Annotated in this window: 15 protein-coding genes and 3 pseudogenes; 11 read left to right on the forward strand and 7 right to left on the reverse strand. The window is 51.3% G+C overall.

The window, feature by feature from the left end; all coding sequences use genetic code 11:
* The 4 genes and pseudogenes from ABZJ92_RS07830 to ABZJ92_RS07845 all read left to right on the forward strand — a co-directional run.
* Positions 1 to 61: IS1 family transposase (locus tag ABZJ92_RS07830; protein ID WP_071528444.1), on the forward strand; the 61-nt coding region annotated here is incomplete at its 5' end.
* A 390-nt stretch (positions 62 to 451) separates the two neighbouring features.
* Positions 452 to 658: pseudogene (locus ABZJ92_RS07835) on the forward strand (DcrB-related protein); the annotation flags it as partial.
* Between the two features lie 18 nt (positions 659 to 676).
* Positions 677 to 4,063, forward strand: a complete 3,387-nt coding sequence (locus ABZJ92_RS07840) for an RHS repeat-associated core domain-containing protein (RefSeq protein WP_000390557.1) — start codon at positions 677 to 679, stop codon at positions 4,061 to 4,063.
* A 2-nt stretch (positions 4,064 to 4,065) separates the two neighbouring features.
* Positions 4,066 to 4,446 carry a hypothetical protein gene (locus ABZJ92_RS07845; RefSeq protein ID WP_025715253.1) on the forward strand — a complete coding sequence of 127 codons (381 nt, stop codon included), beginning with the start codon at positions 4,066 to 4,068 and terminating at the stop codon, positions 4,444 to 4,446.
* A gap of 54 nt (positions 4,447 to 4,500) precedes the next feature.
* Here the strand turns inward: ABZJ92_RS07845 and ABZJ92_RS07850 are convergent, their stop codons facing one another.
* Positions 4,501 to 4,788, reverse strand: coding sequence for a SymE family type I addiction module toxin (locus tag ABZJ92_RS07850; protein ID WP_000807562.1), 288 nt, complete (start codon positions 4,786 to 4,788; stop codon positions 4,501 to 4,503).
* A 128-nt stretch (positions 4,789 to 4,916) separates the two neighbouring features.
* Here ABZJ92_RS07850 and ABZJ92_RS07855 point away from each other — a divergent pair, with 128 nt between their 5' ends.
* Together ABZJ92_RS07855 and phrB are read left to right on the forward strand one after the other, a co-directional pair.
* The gene (locus ABZJ92_RS07855) at positions 4,917 to 5,426 is read left to right on the forward strand and encodes a YbgA family protein (protein ID WP_001053303.1); all 510 of its coding nucleotides are present in this window, start codon (positions 4,917 to 4,919) and stop codon (positions 5,424 to 5,426) included.
* Entirely contained in the window at positions 5,423 to 6,841 is a 1,419-nt protein-coding gene (phrB, locus tag ABZJ92_RS07860; protein WP_000207079.1) for a deoxyribodipyrimidine photo-lyase, read from the forward strand. The genes ABZJ92_RS07855 and phrB overlap by 4 nt, the downstream gene beginning before the upstream one ends.
* 149 nt (positions 6,842 to 6,990) lie before the next feature.
* On the opposite strand, the gene dtpD is transcribed toward phrB, so the two are convergent.
* The gene (gene dtpD / locus ABZJ92_RS07865) at positions 6,991 to 8,472 is read right to left on the reverse strand and encodes a dipeptide permease DtpD (protein WP_001032694.1); all 1,482 of its coding nucleotides are present in this window, start codon (positions 8,470 to 8,472) and stop codon (positions 6,991 to 6,993) included.
* A gap of 270 nt (positions 8,473 to 8,742) precedes the next feature.
* Here dtpD and ybgI point away from each other — a divergent pair, with 270 nt between their 5' ends.
* The 5 genes and pseudogenes from ybgI (at position 8,743) to nei (ending at position 12,642) form a co-directional block, all read left to right on the forward strand.
* Positions 8,743 to 9,486, forward strand: coding sequence for a radiation resistance protein YbgI (ybgI, locus tag ABZJ92_RS07870; protein WP_000798874.1), 744 nt, complete (start codon positions 8,743 to 8,745; stop codon positions 9,484 to 9,486).
* A gap of 22 nt (positions 9,487 to 9,508) precedes the next feature.
* On the forward strand, positions 9,509 to 10,165 hold the full coding sequence (gene pxpB, locus ABZJ92_RS07875; protein WP_001188346.1) for a 5-oxoprolinase subunit PxpB: 657 nt from the start codon (positions 9,509 to 9,511) through the stop codon (positions 10,163 to 10,165).
* Positions 10,159 to 11,091, forward strand: a pseudogene (gene pxpC, locus ABZJ92_RS07880) (5-oxoprolinase subunit PxpC). The gene pxpB and the pseudogene pxpC overlap by 7 nt, the downstream one beginning before the upstream one ends.
* Positions 11,081 to 11,815 carry a 5-oxoprolinase subunit PxpA gene (pxpA, locus tag ABZJ92_RS07885; RefSeq protein ID WP_000687141.1) on the forward strand — a complete coding sequence of 245 codons (735 nt, stop codon included), beginning with the start codon at positions 11,081 to 11,083 and terminating at the stop codon, positions 11,813 to 11,815. The pseudogene pxpC and the gene pxpA overlap by 11 nt, the downstream one beginning before the upstream one ends.
* A 35-nt stretch (positions 11,816 to 11,850) precedes the next feature.
* On the forward strand, positions 11,851 to 12,642 hold the full coding sequence (gene nei / locus ABZJ92_RS07890) for an endonuclease VIII (protein WP_001114016.1): 792 nt from the start codon (positions 11,851 to 11,853) through the stop codon (positions 12,640 to 12,642).
* Here nei and ABZJ92_RS07895 read toward each other — a convergent pair.
* From ABZJ92_RS07895 to ABZJ92_RS07915, 5 genes and pseudogenes are all read right to left on the reverse strand, one after another.
* The gene (locus ABZJ92_RS07895) at positions 12,639 to 13,685 is read right to left on the reverse strand and encodes an AbrB family transcriptional regulator (RefSeq protein ID WP_001297246.1); all 1,047 of its coding nucleotides are present in this window, start codon (positions 13,683 to 13,685) and stop codon (positions 12,639 to 12,641) included. The two genes, nei and ABZJ92_RS07895, sit on opposite strands and share 4 nt — an antisense overlap.
* A 151-nt stretch (positions 13,686 to 13,836) precedes the next feature.
* Positions 13,837 to 14,913, reverse strand: a pseudogene (locus ABZJ92_RS07900) (fimbrial protein).
* Positions 14,910 to 15,641, reverse strand: a complete 732-nt coding sequence (locus ABZJ92_RS07905) for a fimbrial biogenesis chaperone (RefSeq protein ID WP_000143529.1) — start codon at positions 15,639 to 15,641, stop codon at positions 14,910 to 14,912. Before ABZJ92_RS07905 ends, ABZJ92_RS07900 begins: the two are co-directional and overlap by 4 nt.
* A gap of 14 nt (positions 15,642 to 15,655) precedes the next feature.
* Positions 15,656 to 18,115, reverse strand: coding sequence for a fimbria/pilus outer membrane usher protein (locus ABZJ92_RS07910; protein WP_005049401.1), 2,460 nt, complete (start codon positions 18,113 to 18,115; stop codon positions 15,656 to 15,658).
* A 50-nt stretch (positions 18,116 to 18,165) separates the two neighbouring features.
* On the reverse strand, positions 18,166 to 18,732 hold the full coding sequence (locus ABZJ92_RS07915; protein WP_000472417.1) for a fimbrial protein: 567 nt from the start codon (positions 18,730 to 18,732) through the stop codon (positions 18,166 to 18,168).
* Positions 18,733 to 18,885: the final 153 nt, after the last annotated feature.

Below are 18,885 nucleotides of genomic sequence, written 5' to 3' on the forward strand. Positions count from 1 at the left end.
ATCGGTGGAGCTGCATGACAAGGTCATCGGGCATTATCTGAACATAAAACACTATCAGTAAGTTGGAGTCATTACCTTTTGTTGTTAATAAAAAGCTTATAGATTTATAGTTGATAATTAAAACGCATCCGATATTTCAGCTTTTTCTATGCAAGATACAATTTTATAAGGTGTCCATTTTTATATGGAGGCGGTAGCGTGTCTGTTACTAGTGGTTTTATTTGCATAGTGAATATATTGGGATTGTTAAATACATAACTATGTATCCGCTCTGGTCGTTGTAAATATTGCTAATTGCTTAATATTATTAGTGATTATGACTGGAAAGATAAAGTGTGCTGTAAAGCGGTGATGGGTATTACATTCATGATTAAAAAAACAGAACCTGTCAATAAATAATTCCTTTATTAAAACGGACTATTTACATTATGACGGAATATTATCTCAACGAGGCGGTTTGGAAATACAGAGCCAGTTTCTCCGGGGTAACGAGCAGGTGTACCAGTGTCAGGTGGCATTTGTATTGCCGGGTGAGCGGGTCATGATGGCCTTCACCTACGCCAGAACCACACCGCTGACCCCGGCAGATATGACGCGCTGGGCTGAAATTAAAAAGAATCTGCGCTTCAGGATGCGGCAGGAAGTCAGGACGAATTAATCATACAGGGAACGGGACATGGAAGAGGCATTCTGGGCGGCAAGACAGGGTGATGCCCTGCTGCATACGTCGTTTATGGCAGATGTGCTGGGGGCGGTGCTGGAGGTGGCCGCAAATGTCGTTATTGATGCCCTCATTGTCGGCACAACCTCGTTACTGGCGACGTCAGTGGGGATCACGATGGGGTGCACGGCCGTCGTGCTGACCGGTTTTGTGGCGGGTGTGGCGATGGTGTACACCGGCGTGACAGAAAAGGTCAGCGAAGCCTGTTCAGCCCTCGCAAATATGCTTTTCCCGCCTCAGATTGAAGGTTACATCCTCACCGGCTCTGGTGACACATGGATCAACAGCAAACCTGCCGCGCGGGCAGCGGCGACTGCGGCATCGCGGCAGGACATAGAGGCGCAGGAAGCGCAGGCGAAGGCAGAACAGGAAGAAGCGCAGCGTCAGGAGGATGCCAGAACGTTCCGGGATGTGGCCGGGGAATATCTGGAAATGGCGGGGGCCATAGCCCTGGCGGTTAACCCGGTGACAGGGCCTGTGCTGATGTCCCGGGCTCTGCACGACCAGCTCAGTACGGAAGAAGGGCGTTCTGAAATGGTGGATGGCGTGACACATTTTGTGTCGGAACTATGGCAGCCCACTGTGGCCAGTGCGGCCCCGGGATCCACCCCGACCCCTGACGATAAAATCGACTGCCATAAACATCCTTCCTCACTGACGCAGTTTCTCGCACAAAAAAAAGCCGCCTTTCTGGATGACCCCCTGGGAACGGCCCTTAACCTGCTGAATCCGGGCGGTATGCTGGAAACCGCCTTTCAGGGAGTGAATGCGGTTATTGGCAGCATCAGTAATCTGTTCAAAGGCGATGACGAGCCGCCCGCAGCGGAATATATCGCGGAAGGCGCGCGGGATGTGCGTATCAACAGCCAGCCGGCGACACGCAGCGGGGCACGCTGTACCTGCGAGGCCAGGGTGGTGAATGAGCCGGGGAACGGGGCGTTTGTGTCACCGGATGTGCGCATTGGCGGTCCGTTACTGGTGGTCAGGGATATCAGAAGCGGCAGGTCGCAGATAACCCTGGTGGCAACCGTGGCGCTGATGTTTCTTCGCCCGGGCAAAATGCTTTCTAAAATCGCCTGTTTTGCTGCCAGTGTCGGGATGAGCATGCTGACGCAGAAGGCCACCAGTGCCCTTCCGCATCCGGTCAATGCCGCCACCGGGGCCAAATACCTGGCCGATGACGATGACTTCGATTTCAGTCTGCCGGGCCACTTTCCGCTGGACTGGCAGCGCGTGTACAGCAGTCGTGACGAACGTACGGAAGGAATGTTTGGTCAGGGCTGGAGTGTAATGTATGAAGTCAGCCTCGTGTGCACACCGGGTAGCGCAGACGAAAACTGCATGACCTTTGTGTCGGGCATGGGGCGACGCTTGGATATGGAAGCCGTACTGCCGGGGGGCGGGTTTTACAGCCCCGGTGAAGGGCTGGCGGTAAGGCGTGGTGAGCAGGGGCACTGGCTTATCAGCAGCGATGACGGGCAGTGTTTTCTGTTTGAGGCTGACCCGCACCACCCGCAGCGCCAGCGGCTGAAAATGCTGGGCGACCGTAACAGCAACTGTCTGAATCTGTACTACGACGACCGGGGCCGCATTGTGGAAATCAGCGGCGAACAGCAGCGTCCGTGCATCCGTCTGTATTACGAACTGGCGGCGCATCCCCGGCGGGTGACACAGATTTATCAGCATTTCCCTGAGACTGCACCTTTACTGCTGCGTCGTTACAGCTATGACGAGGCCGGCCACCTGAACGGCGTGTACGACAGCACGGGGCACCTGCTGCGTGAGTTTGCTTACGACGAAAACCACTGCATGACGCTGCACCGCCAGCCGGGCGGCGAAGGGTATTATTACCAGTGGGGCTGGTATGAAGGTCCGGATGACGCGGCATGGCGGGTGACGGGGCACCACACGGACAGCGGTGAACAGTACCGGCTGGCGTGGGACCTGGCGCAGCGCAGGCTGTGCGTGACGGACGGACTGGGGCGCACACGTTATCACCAGTGGGATGCGCAGAATCAGGTGACGGCGTACCAGGACGAAGCCGGACAGGTGACGACATTCCGCTGGAGCGACGAAGAACGACTGTTGCTGGGGATGACCGACCCTCAGGGCGGCAAATGGCGCTATGTGTATGACCTGCAGGGGCATATCACGGAGACGCACGACCCGCTGGGGCGGGTGGAGCAGGCGCAGTGGCACCCGGTGTGGCACCAGCCGGAAACGGAGGTGGACGCGGCGGGAAACCTGCTGGGGAGGCGCGCGGGGGAAAGGGCCACGGCAGAAAACAGCGTGGTGCCGTTCAACCGGCTGATGTCTTACCGTGGTGTGCACTACCGTTATGACGAATTTGGCCGTGCGGTGGAAAAGGAGGGCCGGAGCGGAACGCAGAGTTACCGTTATGATGCGGAACACCGGATGGTGGAAGTGACGACAGCGCGGGGGACATACCGGTATGTGTACGATGCACTGGGGAGGCGGACGGAAAAACAGCACATCAGCCCTGACGGTAAGCCGTACAACCGGACAAAATTTTTATGGGACGGAATGCGGCTGGCGCAGGAGAGCAGGCCGGAGGGAACAGGCAGCCTGTACATCTACAGGGACCAGGGGAGTTATGAACCGCTGGCGCGGGTGGATAAGGCGGGCAAAGAGGGCCCGAACCGGATACTGTATTTTCACACGGATGTGAACGGCGCGCCGGAAGAGATGACGGACAGCGACGGGAAAATCGTGTGGGAGACGGGGTATCAGGTCTGGGGTAACACGATACAGGAGAAGGACCACGGCGGGGTGGAGCAGAACCTGCGCTACCAGGGACAGTACCTCGACAGGGAAACGGGGCTGCACTACAATCTGCACAGGTACTATGATCCGGATGTCGGGCGGTTCATGGTAACTGACCCGATAGGGTTGAGAGGCGGTTTAAATCTCTACAGTTATGCACCTAATCCTCTAAAATATGCTGATCCACTTGGATTAACTCCATGTGCTGTTAGTAACCAAAAAGCGAATCGTTTATTAGATAGTAGTGAAACCAAAGTTACTGTTAGGTCTAGAAGTGACGCTGAACAATTGTTTATGGATAGATATTTAGGTCATAATTATAAAAATATGACAGGTGAGTCAGGCCCCAGCACTAAGAACTTAATGGAATATCTTACTGAAAATAAAACAAAAGCAGGTTCATATCATTGGGATGATATAAAAGATCCTTCTGTAACAAAACCTTCATATAGAGTGTCAGGTCATGGGCCAGGAAATCCTGATGGTGATTTACCACATTTACAAGTTCATCAACATGGTGGAAGTGTTAGACATATATTTTTCCCGTGGGAGACATAATAATGAACAATCTCAATACATTATTAAGTGGAAAGGTTTTGCTCAAAGAAATTAGTCCATTAATGCCTGGATATAGAACATGGATTGAAATTTCATTGATCGATGAATTAAAACCATCTTATCCTTTTAGATTAGATGAATATGCTATGATAGGGCATTCACCTTATGCCAATGAATGTAATAAAGATGAAGCTAAATTTAAACTACGAATATCATCATTTTTAGCTTCTGACATAGATAATGAATACGATCCATCATATGATTATGTTGGAAAATATGAAATTATCGCTTCACTTAATGAGTTAAAAACTAGGTTAAGTACTCTTCATGTAAACTTGGAGCAATTTATAAATTCATCGGAAGATGATGAGTATCCATTATAATAAGACAGAATAAAAAGCTAGGAAGGTTTTAAATCTTCCCAGCTTTTTTAATATTTAACTTTCGTTCAGCACACTAAACATCCCATCCCGCAGTTCCTGCACCTCGTCACTGTCAGCGATGATGGTCAGGCCCCCCTCCGAAATCTTCACCGTGACACCCCGTCCGGTATCAAATCCGGCCTCTTTCAGCCAGTCGCCCTTAAGGTGCAGACTGGGATGTTGTGAATAATACCGGGCTATACCGGTTTTGCGGTCCTGGTGGCGGGCTCTGACATAGCCGACTTTATAGCGGCGCTGTGTTTTGGAAATAGTGACTTCTGGCGTAATATCGTGTTCAGCCATGATTAACTACCTTGATTAGTTGCTTGCGGGGAGCGCGCTTTCGTAATCTTGCCCTGCTAGCGGATTAACTTCACAAACATCATTTACCAACGCCTACACTTACTCCTGTATACCGTTCAGGAGCAGTAATGAATCTACAACGATTTGATGACAGCACCCTAATCCGTATCTTCGCCCTTCATGAGTTACATCGACTGAAAGAACATGGCTTAACGCGCGGGGCGCTTCTCGATTATCACAGCCGCTATAAACTCGTCTTTCTGGCCCATTCTCAGCCCGAGTACCGCAAACTTGGCCCGTTTGTGGCTGATATTCATCAGTGGCAAAATCTGGATGATTTTTACAACCAGTACCGCCAACGCGTAATTGTTTTGCTTTCTCATCCCGCCAACCCGCGCGATCACACCAACGTTTTGATGCACGTTCAGGGTTATTTTCGCCCGCATATTGATTCCACAGAACGCCAGCAGCTGGCTGCGCTTATCGACAGTTATCGCCGTGGCGAGCAACCACTTCTTGCGCCGCTGATGCGTATCAAACACTATATGGCGCTTTATCCTGACGCCTGGCTTTCAGGGCAGCGTTATTTCGAACTTTGGCCGCGTGTGATTAACTTGCGCCATTCAGGAGTTTTATGACTACCCATCTGGCCTGGTTTCGCCAGGATTTACGTCTGCACGATAATCTCGCACTGGCTGCCGCCTGCCGCAATTCGTCTGCACGCGTGCTGGCGCTGTATATCGCTACACCACGCAAGTGGGAGACGCATAACATGTCGCCGCGTCAGGCTGAACTTATCAATGCTCAACTGAATGGGCTACAAATCGCGCTGGCGGAAAAAGGTATTCCTTTATTGTTCCGTGAAGTGGATGACTTTGTCGCCAGTGTCGAAATAGTTAAACAGGTGTGCGCGGAAAACAGCGTTACTCATCTTTTTTATAACTATCAGTATGAGGTGAATGAGCGAGCGCGGGATGTGGACGTTGAAAGAGCGCTGCGTAACGTGGTGTGTGAAGGATTTGATGACAGCGTGATCCTGCCGCCGGGGGCGGTGATGACCGGCAATCACGAGATGTACAAAGTCTTTACGCCTTTTAAGAATGCCTGGCTGAAACGGCTGCGGGAAGGGATGCCGGAGTGCGTCGCTGCACCAAAAGTTCGTAGTAGCGGATCGATAAAGCCCGCGCCATCCATTACGCTGAATTATCCTCGTCAGTCTTTCGATACTGCGCATTTCCCGGTGGAAGAAAAAGCGGCGATTGCGCAATTACGCCAGTTTTGCGAGAACGGTGCTGGAGAGTATGAGCAACAACGAGATTTTCCGGCAGTGGAAGGCACCAGCCGTTTGTCCGCCAGCTTGGCAACGGGCGGGTTATCGCCTCGCCAGTGTTTGCATCGCTTGTTGGCGGAACAGCCGCAGGCGCTGGACGGTGGGGCCGGTAGTGTCTGGCTTAGTGAGCTGATCTGGCGCGAGTTCTACCGTCATCTGATGACGTATTACCCCTCGTTGTGTAAACATCGTCCATTTATTGCCTGGACGGATCGTGTGCAGTGGCAAAGCAATCCCGCACATTTACAGGCCTGGCAGAAAGGCAAAACGGGATACCCGATTATTGATGCCGCTATGCGTCAGCTTAACAGCACTGGCTGGATGCATAACCGGCTACGGATGATTACAGCCAGTTTTCTGGTGAAAGATTTGTTGATCGACTGGCGCGAAGGCGAGCGATATTTCATGTCGCAGCTGATTGATGGTGATTTGGCAGCTAATAACGGTGGCTGGCAGTGGGCGGCTTCTACGGGTACTGATGCTGCGCCGTATTTTCGTATTTTCAATCCGATAACTCAGGGCGAGAAATTTGACCGTGAGGGCGAGTTTATTCGTCGATGGTTACCGGAGCTGCGCGATGTACCAGGGAAAGCGGTGCATGAGCCGTGGAAGTGGGCGCAGAAAGCAGGTGTGAAGCTGGATTATCCGCAACCGATAGTCGAGCACAAAGAGGCGAGAGTACAAACGTTGGCAGCGTATGAGGCGGCGCGGAAGGGGAAATAACAGACGCGTCAGGCAATCGAGCCCAGATGCCGGATGCGGCGTGAACGCCTAATCCAGCCTACAAATTTGTGCAAATTCAATAAATTGCAGGAAATACGTAGGCCTGATAAGACGCGTCAAGCGTCGCATCAGGCATCGGTGCTGGCCTATTATGACTCCAGCGCCAGCGCGCGGTTTCTGAATTTCAGCGCCTGATACAGCCAAATCATCAGTACCAGTCCTACACACGCCAGTGCGCCCCAGGTAATTTGATCAAATACTTCAATATATGCATTGATGGAGTAGTTGATCGCCCCGGAAGCATCAAACGAAGCCTGCGATGTCTGATCGGCAATCACGCCCGCCAGATAGTTCGCGATCGCGCCAGAAAGCAGCATGTAGATGCCGGTTAATACGCCGGTCACGCCCGGAATTTCAATGCGCGTAATTTGCGACATGGCAACCGGGTCGATAAACAGTTCCGCAAAGCCCATCACCGCGAGGCCTAACACCATCAGTGGCAGAGAAGAGTGACCATACATTGCGGACCAGCGGGCGCTTAAGGTCAGAATGCAGAATCCGGCGCTCATCAGGCCAAGGCCAAGAGCAAATTTTCCCCAGATGCGCACGGTACGATTACCTGCGACGCTTTCTTTAACCACCCACGCCAGGAACACACCGCACAGCATAACTGCGAAGGCATTAATCGACTGGAACATCGCGGTCGGAACGGTATAACCAAACATATCGCGGTTAACGAAGCGGTCGATATAAAGGCTAATCGAGCTACCGCCCTGTTGTGCGAAGGCCCAGAACAACATACTGAAGAAGGTGAGCGTCACAATCAGCCCCAGCTCCTTCCGCTGTTTCTGGTTTTCTGCTTTGCGATAAATTTTTGCCAGTACACCCAGGCCAATAATAGTCGCGACAATTAAGGCGTATACCGACCACTCTTTCCAGAACAGCACGGTAATCAGTGCAGGCGTTGCCACCAGCAGAACCAGCAGCCATCCCCAGTTCGGCAGGAGAAAGTTTGTCGCACGCAGTACTTTTTTGTTAACGCCGCGGGTATGAGTGAAATGACGATTGCCACATAAGAAAATGACCAGACCCGCGATCATTCCAACCGCCGCCAGGCCAAAGCCCATCGCCCAGCTGTACTCTTCCTGGGCGTAACCACAGGCGATAGGTGCGATAATAGACCCCACGTTACCCGCCGCATACATCAGCGAGAAACCGCCATCACGACGCGGATCGGTTGGCTCATACAGCTCGCCGAGCAGACAGCTTACGTTAGATTTAAACAGGCCATAGCCGCAGACGATAATCGCCAGGGACAGATAGAGGAATGACGGATGGATCTCACTGGCACCCAGCACCACATGACCGATCGCCATCAACAACGCCCCCAGCATCACCGCCATGCGATTGCCGAGAACTTTATCCGCCAAAAAGCCACCGAGGATTGGCGTGACATACACCAGCGAACAGTAGGCGCTAAATAACTCGTAGGCGTGAGTATCGTTGTATTTTAGTTGATTGGTGAGATAGAGAATCAGCAGGGCACGCATGCCGTAAAAGCTAAAATATTCCCAGATTTGCAGCGCAACGACATAGTAAATAGCGCGCGGTTGTGATGCGTGTTTATTCATAATAATTCCACAATTGACGGCAACGTCACGTAATAGTTGCGCGGCGTGCTTGTGTTTCCTTAAAGTTAAAACTTTGATACAGATCTGATTATTTATGCAATATGCTGTCTGATTGCATAAATATACATTAGCTGAAGCGTGATGATATAAACAATTTGCGTCTTTTGGCGTCGGGTTTGTTTCTTAATATGTCAAAAGATTGGCTATCGACGAACAGGCGATGTAACGCTATGTTAACGGTGTAGCTATCAGAATACGGAAGGCGCGAAGATGAAAAACACCGAACTGGAACAACTGATTAACGAAAAACTGAACAGCGCGGCGATTAGTGATTACGCGCCGAATGGTTTGCAGGTGGAAGGCAAAGAGACGGTGCAAAAAATTGTTACCGGTGTCACCGCCAGCCAGGCTTTGCTCGATGAGGCAGTGCGTCTGGGCGCGGATGCGGTCATTGTGCATCATGGCTACTTCTGGAAAGGAGAGTCTCCGGTCATTCGCGGAATGAAGCGTAACCGTTTAAAAACGTTGCTGGCGAATGATATCAACCTGTATGGCTGGCATTTGCCGCTTGACGCACATCCTGAGCTGGGCAATAACGCACAGCTGGCGGCGTTACTGGGGATCACGGTCATGGGCGAAATTGAGCCGTTGGTGCCGTGGGGAGAGCTGACCATGCCTGTGCCGGGAATGGAACTAGCCTCCTGGATTGAAGCGCGTCTGGGACGTAAGCCGTTATGGTGTGGCGATACCGGACCTGAGGTGGTCCAGCGCGTCGCCTGGTGCACGGGCGGCGGGCAAAGTTTTATCGATAGCGCCGCGCGTTTTGGCGTGGATGCTTTTATTACTGGCGAAGTTTCTGAACAGACCATTCATTCAGCCCGCGAGCAGGGATTGCATTTTTATGCTGCAGGTCACCATGCCACTGAACGCGGTGGTATTCGCGCATTGAGCGAGTGGCTGAATGAAAATACCGATCTTGATGTGACCTTTATTGATATTCCTAATCCTGCATAACGAATAATCAGAGGGATCGAAAGTGCAACGAGCGCGTTGTTATCTGATAGGTGAAACGGCGGTAGTGCTGGAACTGGAACCGCCGGTGACGCTGGCTAGCCAGAAACGGATCTGGCGACTGGCGCAGCGTCTGGTGGATATGCCGAATGTGGTTGAAGCCATTCCCGGCATGAACAATATCACGGTGATTTTGCGTAATCCTGAGTCGCTGGCGCTGGATGCCATAGAGCGTTTGCAACGCTGGTGGGAGGAGAGCGAGGCCCTGGAACCTGAGTCTCGCTTTATTGAAATTCCGGTGGTTTACGGTGGTGCAGGCGGACCGGATTTGGCGGTGGTCGCGGCGTATTGCGGGTTGAGCGAAAAACAGGTTGTTGAATTGCACTCCTCCGTGGAATACGTGGTCTGGTTTTTAGGTTTTCAACCGGGCTTCCCGTATCTCGGGAGTTTGCCGGAACAACTACACACGCCACGGCGCGCTGAACCGCGCTTGCTCGTTCCGGCAGGTTCTGTCGGGATCGGCGGGCCGCAGACTGGTGTTTATCCGCTGGCAACGCCGGGTGGCTGGCAGTTGATTGGTCATACCTCACTCAGCCTGTTTGATCCGGCGCGTGACGAACCCATCTTATTACGTCCGGGAGACAGCGTGCGATTTGTACCGCAGAAGGAGGGAATATGCTGAAGATTATTCGTGCGGGCATGTACACCACTGTGCAGGATGGCGGTCGTCACGGTTTTTGCCAGTCGGGTATCAGCCACTGTGGCGCACTGGATATGCCTGCGCTGCGCATTGCTAACCTGCTGGTGGGTAATGACGCCAATGCCCCCGCGCTGGAGATCACGCTCGGTCAGTTAACAGTTGAGTTCGAAACTGATGGGTGGTTTGCCCTGACGGGTGCAGGTTGCGAAGCGCGGTTGGATGATAACGCCGTCTGGACCGGCTGGCGATTGCCGATGAAAGCAGGCCAGCGTTTAACGCTTAAACGCCCGCAGCACGGGATGCGCAGTTATCTGGCGGTCGCGGGTGGTATTGATGTTCCGCCGGTAATGGGGTCATGCAGCACCGATCTCAAAGTGGGGATTGGCGGGCTGGAAGGCCGTTTACTGAAGGATGGTGACTGACTCCCGATTGGCAAATCGAAGCGTGATTTTATGGAAGCGCAGGGCGTTAAACAGCTGCTGTGGGGCAACCGCATTCGCGCCTTGCCGGGGCCGGAATATCATGAGTTCGATCGCGCCTCGCAGGATGCATTCTGGCGTTCGCCCTGGCAGCTTAGCTCGCAAAGTAACCGAATGGGCTATCGTTTACAGGGGCAAATTTTAAAACGCATCACCGATCGCGAACTGTTATCTCACGGTTTGTTACCGGGCGTGGTGCAGGTGCCGCATAACGGGCAGCCGATTGTGTTGATGAACGACGCACAGACCACCGGTGGTTATCCACGTATTGCCTGTATCATTGAGGCTGATATGTACCATCTGGCGCAAATTCCGCTCGGTCAGCCGATTCATTTTGTCCAGTGTTCACTGGAAGAGGCACTGAAAGCGCGGCAAGATCAGCAACGTTATTTTGAACAATTAGCGTGGCGGCTGCACAATGAAAATTGACCTGAACGCCGATCTGGGCGAAGGCTGCGCCAGCGACGCAGAGCTATTAACGCTGGTTTCCTCTGCCAATATTGCTTGTGGATTTCATGCAGGCGATGCGCAAACCATGCAGGCTTGCGTGCGTGAAGCAATAAAAAATGGTGTCGCGATTGGCGCTCACCCGAGTTTTCCCGACAGGGAAAATTTTGGTCGCAGCGCCATGCAGCTGCCGCCGGAAACCGTTTACGCCCAGACGCTGTATCAAATTGGCGCGCTGGCAACGATTGCCCGTGCGCAAGGCGGCGTAATGCGTCATGTCAAACCGCACGGCATGTTGTACAACCAGGCGGCGAAAGAAGCACAACTGGCAGACGCCATCGCCAGAGCGGTATACGCTTGCGATCCGGCATTGGTTCTCGTTGGGCTGGCAGGAAGCGAGCTGATTCGTGCAGGCAAGCAATATGGCCTGACAACGCGCGAGGAAGTGTTTGCCGATCGCGGTTATCAGGCTGACGGCTCGCTGGTGCCGCGAAGTCAGCCAGGCGCGTTGATTGAAAACGAAGAACAGGCGTTGGCGCAAACGCTGGAGATGGTGCAACACGGCAGAGTCAAAAGTATCACCGGCGAATGGGCAACGGTCGCGGCGCAAACGGTCTGCCTGCATGGCGACGGCGAGCACGCTCTGGCGTTCGCCCGCCGATTACGAGCTACATTTGCCAAAAAGGGGATTGTTGTCGCAGCATAACCCCGCTTAATAAAGAATGAAAAAAGGATATCACCATGCCTGAAGGCCCGGAGATCCGCCGTGCAGCGGATAACCTGGAGGCGGCGATCAAAGGCAAACCACTAACTGATGTCTGGTTTGCCTTCCCGCAGTTAAAAACTTATCAATCACAACTTATCGGTCAACACGTTACCCATGTGGAAACGCGTGGTAAGGCGTTGTTAACTCATTTTCCCAACGGTTTAACGCTCTACAGCCATAATCAGCTTTACGGCGTCTGGCGCGTGGTTGATACCGGCGAAGAGCCGCAGACCACGCGAGTATTGCGGGTAAAACTGCAAACGGCTGACAAAACCATTCTGCTTTATAGCGCCTCGGATATTGAGATGTTGAGGCCGGAACAACTGACCACGCATCCGTTTTTACAACGCGTTGGTCCCGATGTGCTGGATCCGAATCTGACGCCGGAGGTGGTAAAGGAACGGTTATTGTCGCCGCGCTTTCGTAACCGTCAGTTTGCAGGATTACTGCTCGATCAGGCGTTTCTGGCTGGGCTTGGCAATTATTTGCGGGTGGAGATCCTCTGGCAGGTTGGGTTGACTGGAAATCATAAAGCGAAAGATCTCAATGCGGCGCAACTGGATGCACTCGCACACGCGTTACTGGAGATTCCTCGGTTTTCTTACGCTACGCGGGGGCAGGTGGATGAGAATAAGCATCATGGGGCGCTGTTTCGCTTTAAGGTTTTTCATCGTGATGGCGAACTGTGCGAACGCTGTGGCGGCATCATTGAGAAAACCACGTTGTCCTCGCGCCCGTTTTACTGGTGTCCAGGCTGCCAGCACTAGGCCGACCGCTTCGGCGCATAGGTTGAAATAAACCGCGCAATGGCTGGCCCCGTCAGCAAAATACTGAACAGGCGCAGGGTTTGCATCGCCATAATAAGCGCCATATCGGCATTGCTCCCTGCGGCGATGACCGCCACGGTATCAAGCCCGCCGGGACTGGTGGCGAGGTAGGCAGTCATAAAATCAATATGCATAAACCGGGTCAGTCCCCACGCCATACCTGCACAAATAGCCAGCAGAGCAAAAATCGACAGCAGGATTTGCGGTAGCGGGCGTAGTGCCCGCAGTAAGATTTGTTTATCGAAACCAAGACCAATCCGCCAGCCAATTGCCATATACGCCATCGCCAGCAGCCATTCCGGTAGTTCGATGGTGATGAGCTGACCAGACTGGAGCACTGCGCCCGCCAGCATCGGGATGAGCATCGTGCCGGAAGGAAGACGCAGCATGCATCCCGCCGTACCGGCAACGACTGCGAGCAAAATCGTAAGCAGGAGATTAATGCTCACTGGCGGGAACCAGACGATTTGCTGGTTAACCGCTTCAGCGTTATCACCCAGCATCATGCGGGTGACCAGAACAGCGGCCCCCGCGACGAACAGCACTCGCAGATATTGCATAAACGCCACCAGGCGAATATCTGCGCCGTAATCTTGCGCCATAGCGACCATTGCCGCTGCGCCGCCTGGAGAAGAACCCCAGGCACCGGTATTTCCAGGCAGTGAGCTATAGCGCACCAATAACCAACCCACGATGGCGCTGGAAAGCAGCGTCACCAGTAAAATAGCAAGCACGATCGGCCAGTTGGCGGCCAGCGTGGTGAGAATCGAACCAGTGAGGTTTTGCGCAATCATGCAGCCAAGAATGGCCTGCGCGGCGAGAAAAGCGGAGCGGGGAAGTTGCAGAGTAATTCCGCGCATACTGAAGATGATCCCGGCGATCATCGGCCCAAGTAATAGCGCCGCCGGGAGATGTACCGCGAGGAAACCAATAGAAAGGAGAAGTGATAGCACACATAACATTCCCCACTGCAAAACTGGCATCCTTCGCTCCCTCATTATTTTCTCTTTGGTGTATCGATACAGCATAAAGAAAGCCGGGCTAGGAAAAAATAACAGCAATCAAGGAAAAGGGGAAAATCAGCAATTTTCTGAAAGAGATGCCCTTTCCGGCTGCAAAGGGCATCATGGCAAATCAGTTATAGTTAATTTTAAAAAGCACCACTGTATCGAAGGGCCCAGCCTCGATGGGGGTACCTGCAATGGACGAAAGTTCAGCTGTATAGGTTTTTTCGTAGACCAACATGTCGCTGGTGAAATCGGCGTATTCAGCATATTTATTGAAGGTATAAGGCGAGGCGTTTTCATCCAGCAAACGTAGCTTCAGACCATTACCAATCAACAATGCTTTATCTTCTTCAACCAACGTTTCTTCGGTATAAAAGGAGGAACTGACTTTAAATCCGTCGGTGCATTGGTCATTTTGTGATTTTGTCGTCTTAATACTGAATGTTTTCGACATTGTGTGGCGACGAATATCCAGCAAATTAAATTTACCAAAATCAATCATCTGTGTTTCCGGTGAAATGGAAAAATTGACGCTGCAATCCAGCACGCGAATGTTTTCCAGACCAGTAATATGATATTTCAGGTTTTGGGCAGTAGGGTCTTCGTTAACGCTACCGGCACCGTCAAATTGCACGACGATATAGTCGCTAAGCGTACTTTGATAATCATGCGGCGGCATTTCTCGTATTTTGACGTATAACCGCATGCGAGCGAGAAAGGTTCGCGACATGTGAATATTAGCGGGATCACCCGAGCAAATTTTGTTCTGCCATCCCATCAGGGGTATAAATGTCAATGTTCTTACTGTCGATACACTGGTTAGTGTCGATGCGGCTTTTTCCCTGGTTGGCGTCATAATCAACGCCATTGTAAGTTACTCCGAGTTGATAATAACGATCCTGCACCCCCGGGTAGGGGTTTACCCATACGTAGACATGTTCGCTTTCAAAGTTGCCGTTGGTATTGTTGTCACAATAGACGGGAATTTTAATATCGTCAGATTCCCAGATCTTATTTTAATATCGTCAGATTCCCAGATCTTATCGCCGAGTTTGGCATTGCCTGGTACAGCAAAAGGTTGAATCGCTTCTGATTTTTCTACCGAGCCACCGGATGAACCAAAGTAGCAGTTCAGGGCAAGCGCAGACTTCAACGACAGAAATAACAGACAGATGACGAGCAACACTCCCTTGCCAGCACTCATTTCTTCGCCTCCACGGCTTGTAAATGGCATTGTCCGCTGCAGTTGAGCGTCGTCATGCGTAACGCGCCGTAATCATCCATATAACCGAGATAAAACTGGCTGCCGCTATAATTTCCGGTGTTTGTGTTGACCGTACTAAAAGGCGCAACCATCACGGTTTTGAAGCCGGGGAGAACGCCTTTTTCATTTCGTCCCAGGTAGGCAATGGTCAGATAATACGCGGTAGGATTTTTCAGTGTCAGTTGGTTGCCCTGCTGGCTGACCTGTAACTGCAGTTCGACCTTTTCTCCTGCTTTCTTGCGTAATGCAGCCGGTCGCCAGAACACCTTGATACGACTCTGAATGGCGACTTGCAGAACGGCATGGTCGCTGTTTTTTTCCGGGGCGGGAGGAATTTCACGCATATTGTAGAAAAATAGCGTTTCGCGATCGCCCGGTAATTTTGTGGTCGAGGCTTGCTTTACTATCCGTACCTGTGTTGTTGCTTTCGGTTCCAGACGTTGTATCGGCGGCAGGGCGACCAGAAGATCATCGCTTTTCTCCCCTTTTTCATTTTCGAGCCAGGAATAAGCGAGGTAGGGGAGTTTATCGCTACGATTATCCACCCGCAGACTGGTAGCTTTATCATTAGCGTTAAACACAATACGAGTGCGATCGGGTTGTAGTGCAGCGTGGCTGCACAGACTGGCAACCAACAACAAAAGGGGTAGTCCTTTCATAAATGTCATTTTCATTTCCTTAATTAATGACAAGGTAAAATCAGGCGATTTGCGGTGTCTTCCATATGTTCAGGAAGATGGAGCGAGCAATGCTGGCTATCACCCCAGACCACGGTAAACTTTTGATTTTCAGCGACTCCGCTTAACCAGGCATGTCCTTCCTCGCCAACCATCCCCACGCTAATGCCGCTGTCATCCTGGCGGATATCCGCTCCGAGGGGAGGAAACTGACCGCTGGCGTTGCGAATGATGACGTTAACGTCTTTACCGGAACGGGAAGCCAGTGATTTGTAACCTATCGCGCCTTCAATCCACGTTTCTTTGATAACGTTTTCTGCAACTGTTACGCCGTCGGGTAAGTCATTCATGTTCACCGCCACGGTGGAAGGCTGGTAACTGGAAATCAACGGCACCACCGCAATGCCAAAATGGTTGGTGTAGTCGAGATTGCCCTGAACCGGAATATCTGCCACGCCATCGGTGCTGACCATCAGGCGTGGTTCATTGGTGGAGCTGCGGCGATGAAACGCTGCACCATATTGGGTTGCGGTGAAAGAACCGCTCCAGCTGCTGCTGACGGAACTGTAATCATTGGCGGCATAGGTACCAGAAATATCCCACTCACCCGCTGAACTCAGGTGCTGATAGTTACCGCTCACCTGGGCTCCATTGTCAGGACGGTCGGATTGCAGTCCGGCAGACATGCCCCAGCTATTACGTTCATCCAGCGTATCGTTCCACGACATGCGGTGTGTGGTGCTGTGGCTACTGTTTTGCATGTCATAGCCAACCCGACCACCGTTACCGAAGGGGAGCGAAATCGACAGGTAAATCTGGTTGTCGCGATCTTTATCTTCGTAATGGGTTGTATTGAATGACGTAGAAATAGAGATATCTCTCCAGTCACCAATATCAACATTAAAACCTGCCGTGATGTTGGCGGTCGTGGAGGCGTCTGCATTCCACCAGGTTTGATGTAGCAGGTTGGCGTAAAGATTGAGGTTTAGTGGGGTAATCGGTTGGCCCACAGATAAGCTGATCGTCTGTTTTTCGTCCTGCGCATCGCTGTCGTTGTATTTGTGATCCAGATAGTTGGCGTAGCTGTGAAAATGACGATCGGAGAAACGATAAGCGGCGAGGGAAATCGTGCTGTTAGTGGCATCCACTTGTTTGCTGTAATTAAAACGGTAGCTTAAGCCCCGCTCGTCCTGCTGAGTATCAAAATGGCTACTGGCCCACGTGACATCAAACGACAGCGCACCAAGCCACAGCATATTTTGCCCAATACCCATTGCGGCAGAATGGTAGTCATCACCAGAAAGCAGCAGGCCGCTGTACAGCGAGGTGTTTGACAGCATCCCCCAGGAAACTTCATTGCTAAAAAAGGTTTCATTTTCAGTTTGATGTGACATGGAGGGCCGTGGCTGACCCGCGGCCAGTTTATAGCGAACCTGTCCCTGACGAGTCAGGAAGGGCGTCGATGCTGCTGAAACCTGGAAATTGTTCACCCGACCATCTTCTTCCGTCACTTTGACATCCAGTGTGCCCTGAACAGACTGATTAAGGTCGTCAATGATAAATGGGCCTGGTGGGACTTTTTTCTGGTAAATGACGCGGCCTGATTGACTGATCGTCACCGTGGCATTGGTCTGTGCAATACCGCTAATTTGTGGGGCGTAGCCGCGTAGTTCCCATGGCAACATTCGATCGTCACTTGCCAGTGCCGCGCCGGTATAAGAAAAACCGTCGAAAATATTGGGACTAAAATCCGTTTCGCCGAGGGTTAATTTTGAACCTAATTGCGGTAACGGGCGAAAAAGATAGGTACGTGATATTTCGCCTGACTGTTCATGGTTATCATCGCTATCAGTATGATTCAACTGATAATCACTGCGTAAGCGCCATGCCCCCGTGTTGATTCCGGCTGTTCCATAGGCGTTAAGATTAGTGCTGCTGCTGCCATCCTGTGGGCGGTAGCTGCTGGCAAACAAGTTGTAATCCATCAGGACACCGGCGACACCTTCTTTCCATGTGGAGGGTGGGGTCCAGTTTTCTGAGTGCCACGCCAGCCAGGCTTGCGGAATACTAATATTCAGTTGCTGATTGGCTTGATCGAAATTGAAGAGCATTTCAGGTCGGGAGCTAAAATCGACGCACTGATTTATCAATGGTAACGACTGACGGACTTCAGGTTTTAAGCCAAATTTATCGACCAGTAAATCATTGATGCACGGAATGGTTTTATCGTCATTTTTGTGCCAGTTAATCTTTTGCTCGTTACTGATTTGGTTATTATTTACCGCAACGCTAACAAAATACTCACCGGGAGCAATGACTCCTTTTTCCTTTAATAATGAAATATCAATGCGGTCGCGCATTGATTTATCGAGAACATTCAGATTGAATTCGACCGCCAATGCGCAAGGCATCGCCACGACCAGGCAGGATACAAAAGAGAGTCGATAAATATTCACGGTGTCCATACCTGATAAATATTTTATGAAAGGCGGCGATAGCGCCGCCAAAGTAATACTTATTTATAATCCAGCACGTAGGTTGCATTCGCCGTAACTGCGCCTGGCGTTACAGGTGTAGCCTGATCAATTTGTTCCATCCAGGCAAAGAAATTCAGCGTTTGTTCGCTGGAGGTCGGAGCCAGGTCGATATCTGGAGTAGCGGTGCCTAAAACGATATTGCTTTGATCTTTATTCATTAAACGTACGCCGACGCCGGTGGCTTCACCCGTGCTGGTGTTGTTGAGAATCGGATCTGCGCCGGTGGTTTTCGCTGAGCTATCAAAGGTGACTGCAACTTTAGAAATCTTGCCACCGGAACCGTTGCTGGAGTTTTCCAGATCACAGTTGACTAAGAGCAGGTCGACAGCAACGGCATCGCTGTGATGTGACTGATTAATGTGGCTGGTGGTCACCTGACCGAGTTCAACCTCTTTATCAATATCATCCTGATGTATTTCACACGGTGCTTCAATAACTTCACCTTTAAAGTGAATTTCACCGGATCCTTCATCAGCCGCATAAACAGGTGCTGTGAACAGCAGAGATACGGCCAGTGCGGCCAATGTTTTTTGTCCTTTAAACATAACTGAGTCCTTTAACAGAAAAGAAAAAAGTATATCGGTGCAAGAATATCTTATTTGATTGTCGAATGTTTTTAGTTTTTCTTAAAAATATTATTAATTTTATTAAATGTAAAAGTAATTAATTGATGGTATGAATTAAATGTTTGATGAATA

Origin of the sequence: Shigella sp. FJ200513 (assembly GCF_040495915.1) — a bacterium.
In the GTDB taxonomy this organism is placed as follows: Bacteria; Pseudomonadota; Gammaproteobacteria; order Enterobacterales; family Enterobacteriaceae; genus ECMA0423.

Coding starts and splice junctions, on each gene's coding strand:
- ABZJ92_RS07840 (WP_000390557.1), top strand. CDS start 677: ATGGAAGAGGCATTCTGGGCGGCAAGACAGGGTGATGCCCTGCTGCAT.
- ABZJ92_RS07845 (WP_025715253.1), top strand. CDS start 4,066: ATGAACAATCTCAATACATTATTAAGTGGAAAGGTTTTGCTCAAAGAA.
- ABZJ92_RS07850 (WP_000807562.1), bottom strand. CDS start 4,788: ATGGCTGAACACGATATTACGCCAGAAGTCACTATTTCCAAAACACAG.
- ABZJ92_RS07855 (WP_001053303.1), top strand. CDS start 4,917: ATGAATCTACAACGATTTGATGACAGCACCCTAATCCGTATCTTCGCC.
- phrB (WP_000207079.1), top strand. CDS start 5,423: ATGACTACCCATCTGGCCTGGTTTCGCCAGGATTTACGTCTGCACGAT.
- dtpD (WP_001032694.1), bottom strand. CDS start 8,472: ATGAATAAACACGCATCACAACCGCGCGCTATTTACTATGTCGTTGCG.
- ybgI (WP_000798874.1), top strand. CDS start 8,743: ATGAAAAACACCGAACTGGAACAACTGATTAACGAAAAACTGAACAGC.
- pxpA (WP_000687141.1), top strand. CDS start 11,081: ATGAAAATTGACCTGAACGCCGATCTGGGCGAAGGCTGCGCCAGCGAC.
- nei (WP_001114016.1), top strand. CDS start 11,851: ATGCCTGAAGGCCCGGAGATCCGCCGTGCAGCGGATAACCTGGAGGCG.
- ABZJ92_RS07895 (WP_001297246.1), bottom strand. CDS start 13,685: ATGCCAGTTTTGCAGTGGGGAATGTTATGTGTGCTATCACTTCTCCTT.
- ABZJ92_RS07905 (WP_000143529.1), bottom strand. CDS start 15,641: ATGACATTTATGAAAGGACTACCCCTTTTGTTGTTGGTTGCCAGTCTG.
- ABZJ92_RS07910 (WP_005049401.1), bottom strand. CDS start 18,115: ATGGACACCGTGAATATTTATCGACTCTCTTTTGTATCCTGCCTGGTC.
- ABZJ92_RS07915 (WP_000472417.1), bottom strand. CDS start 18,732: ATGTTTAAAGGACAAAAAACATTGGCCGCACTGGCCGTATCTCTGCTG.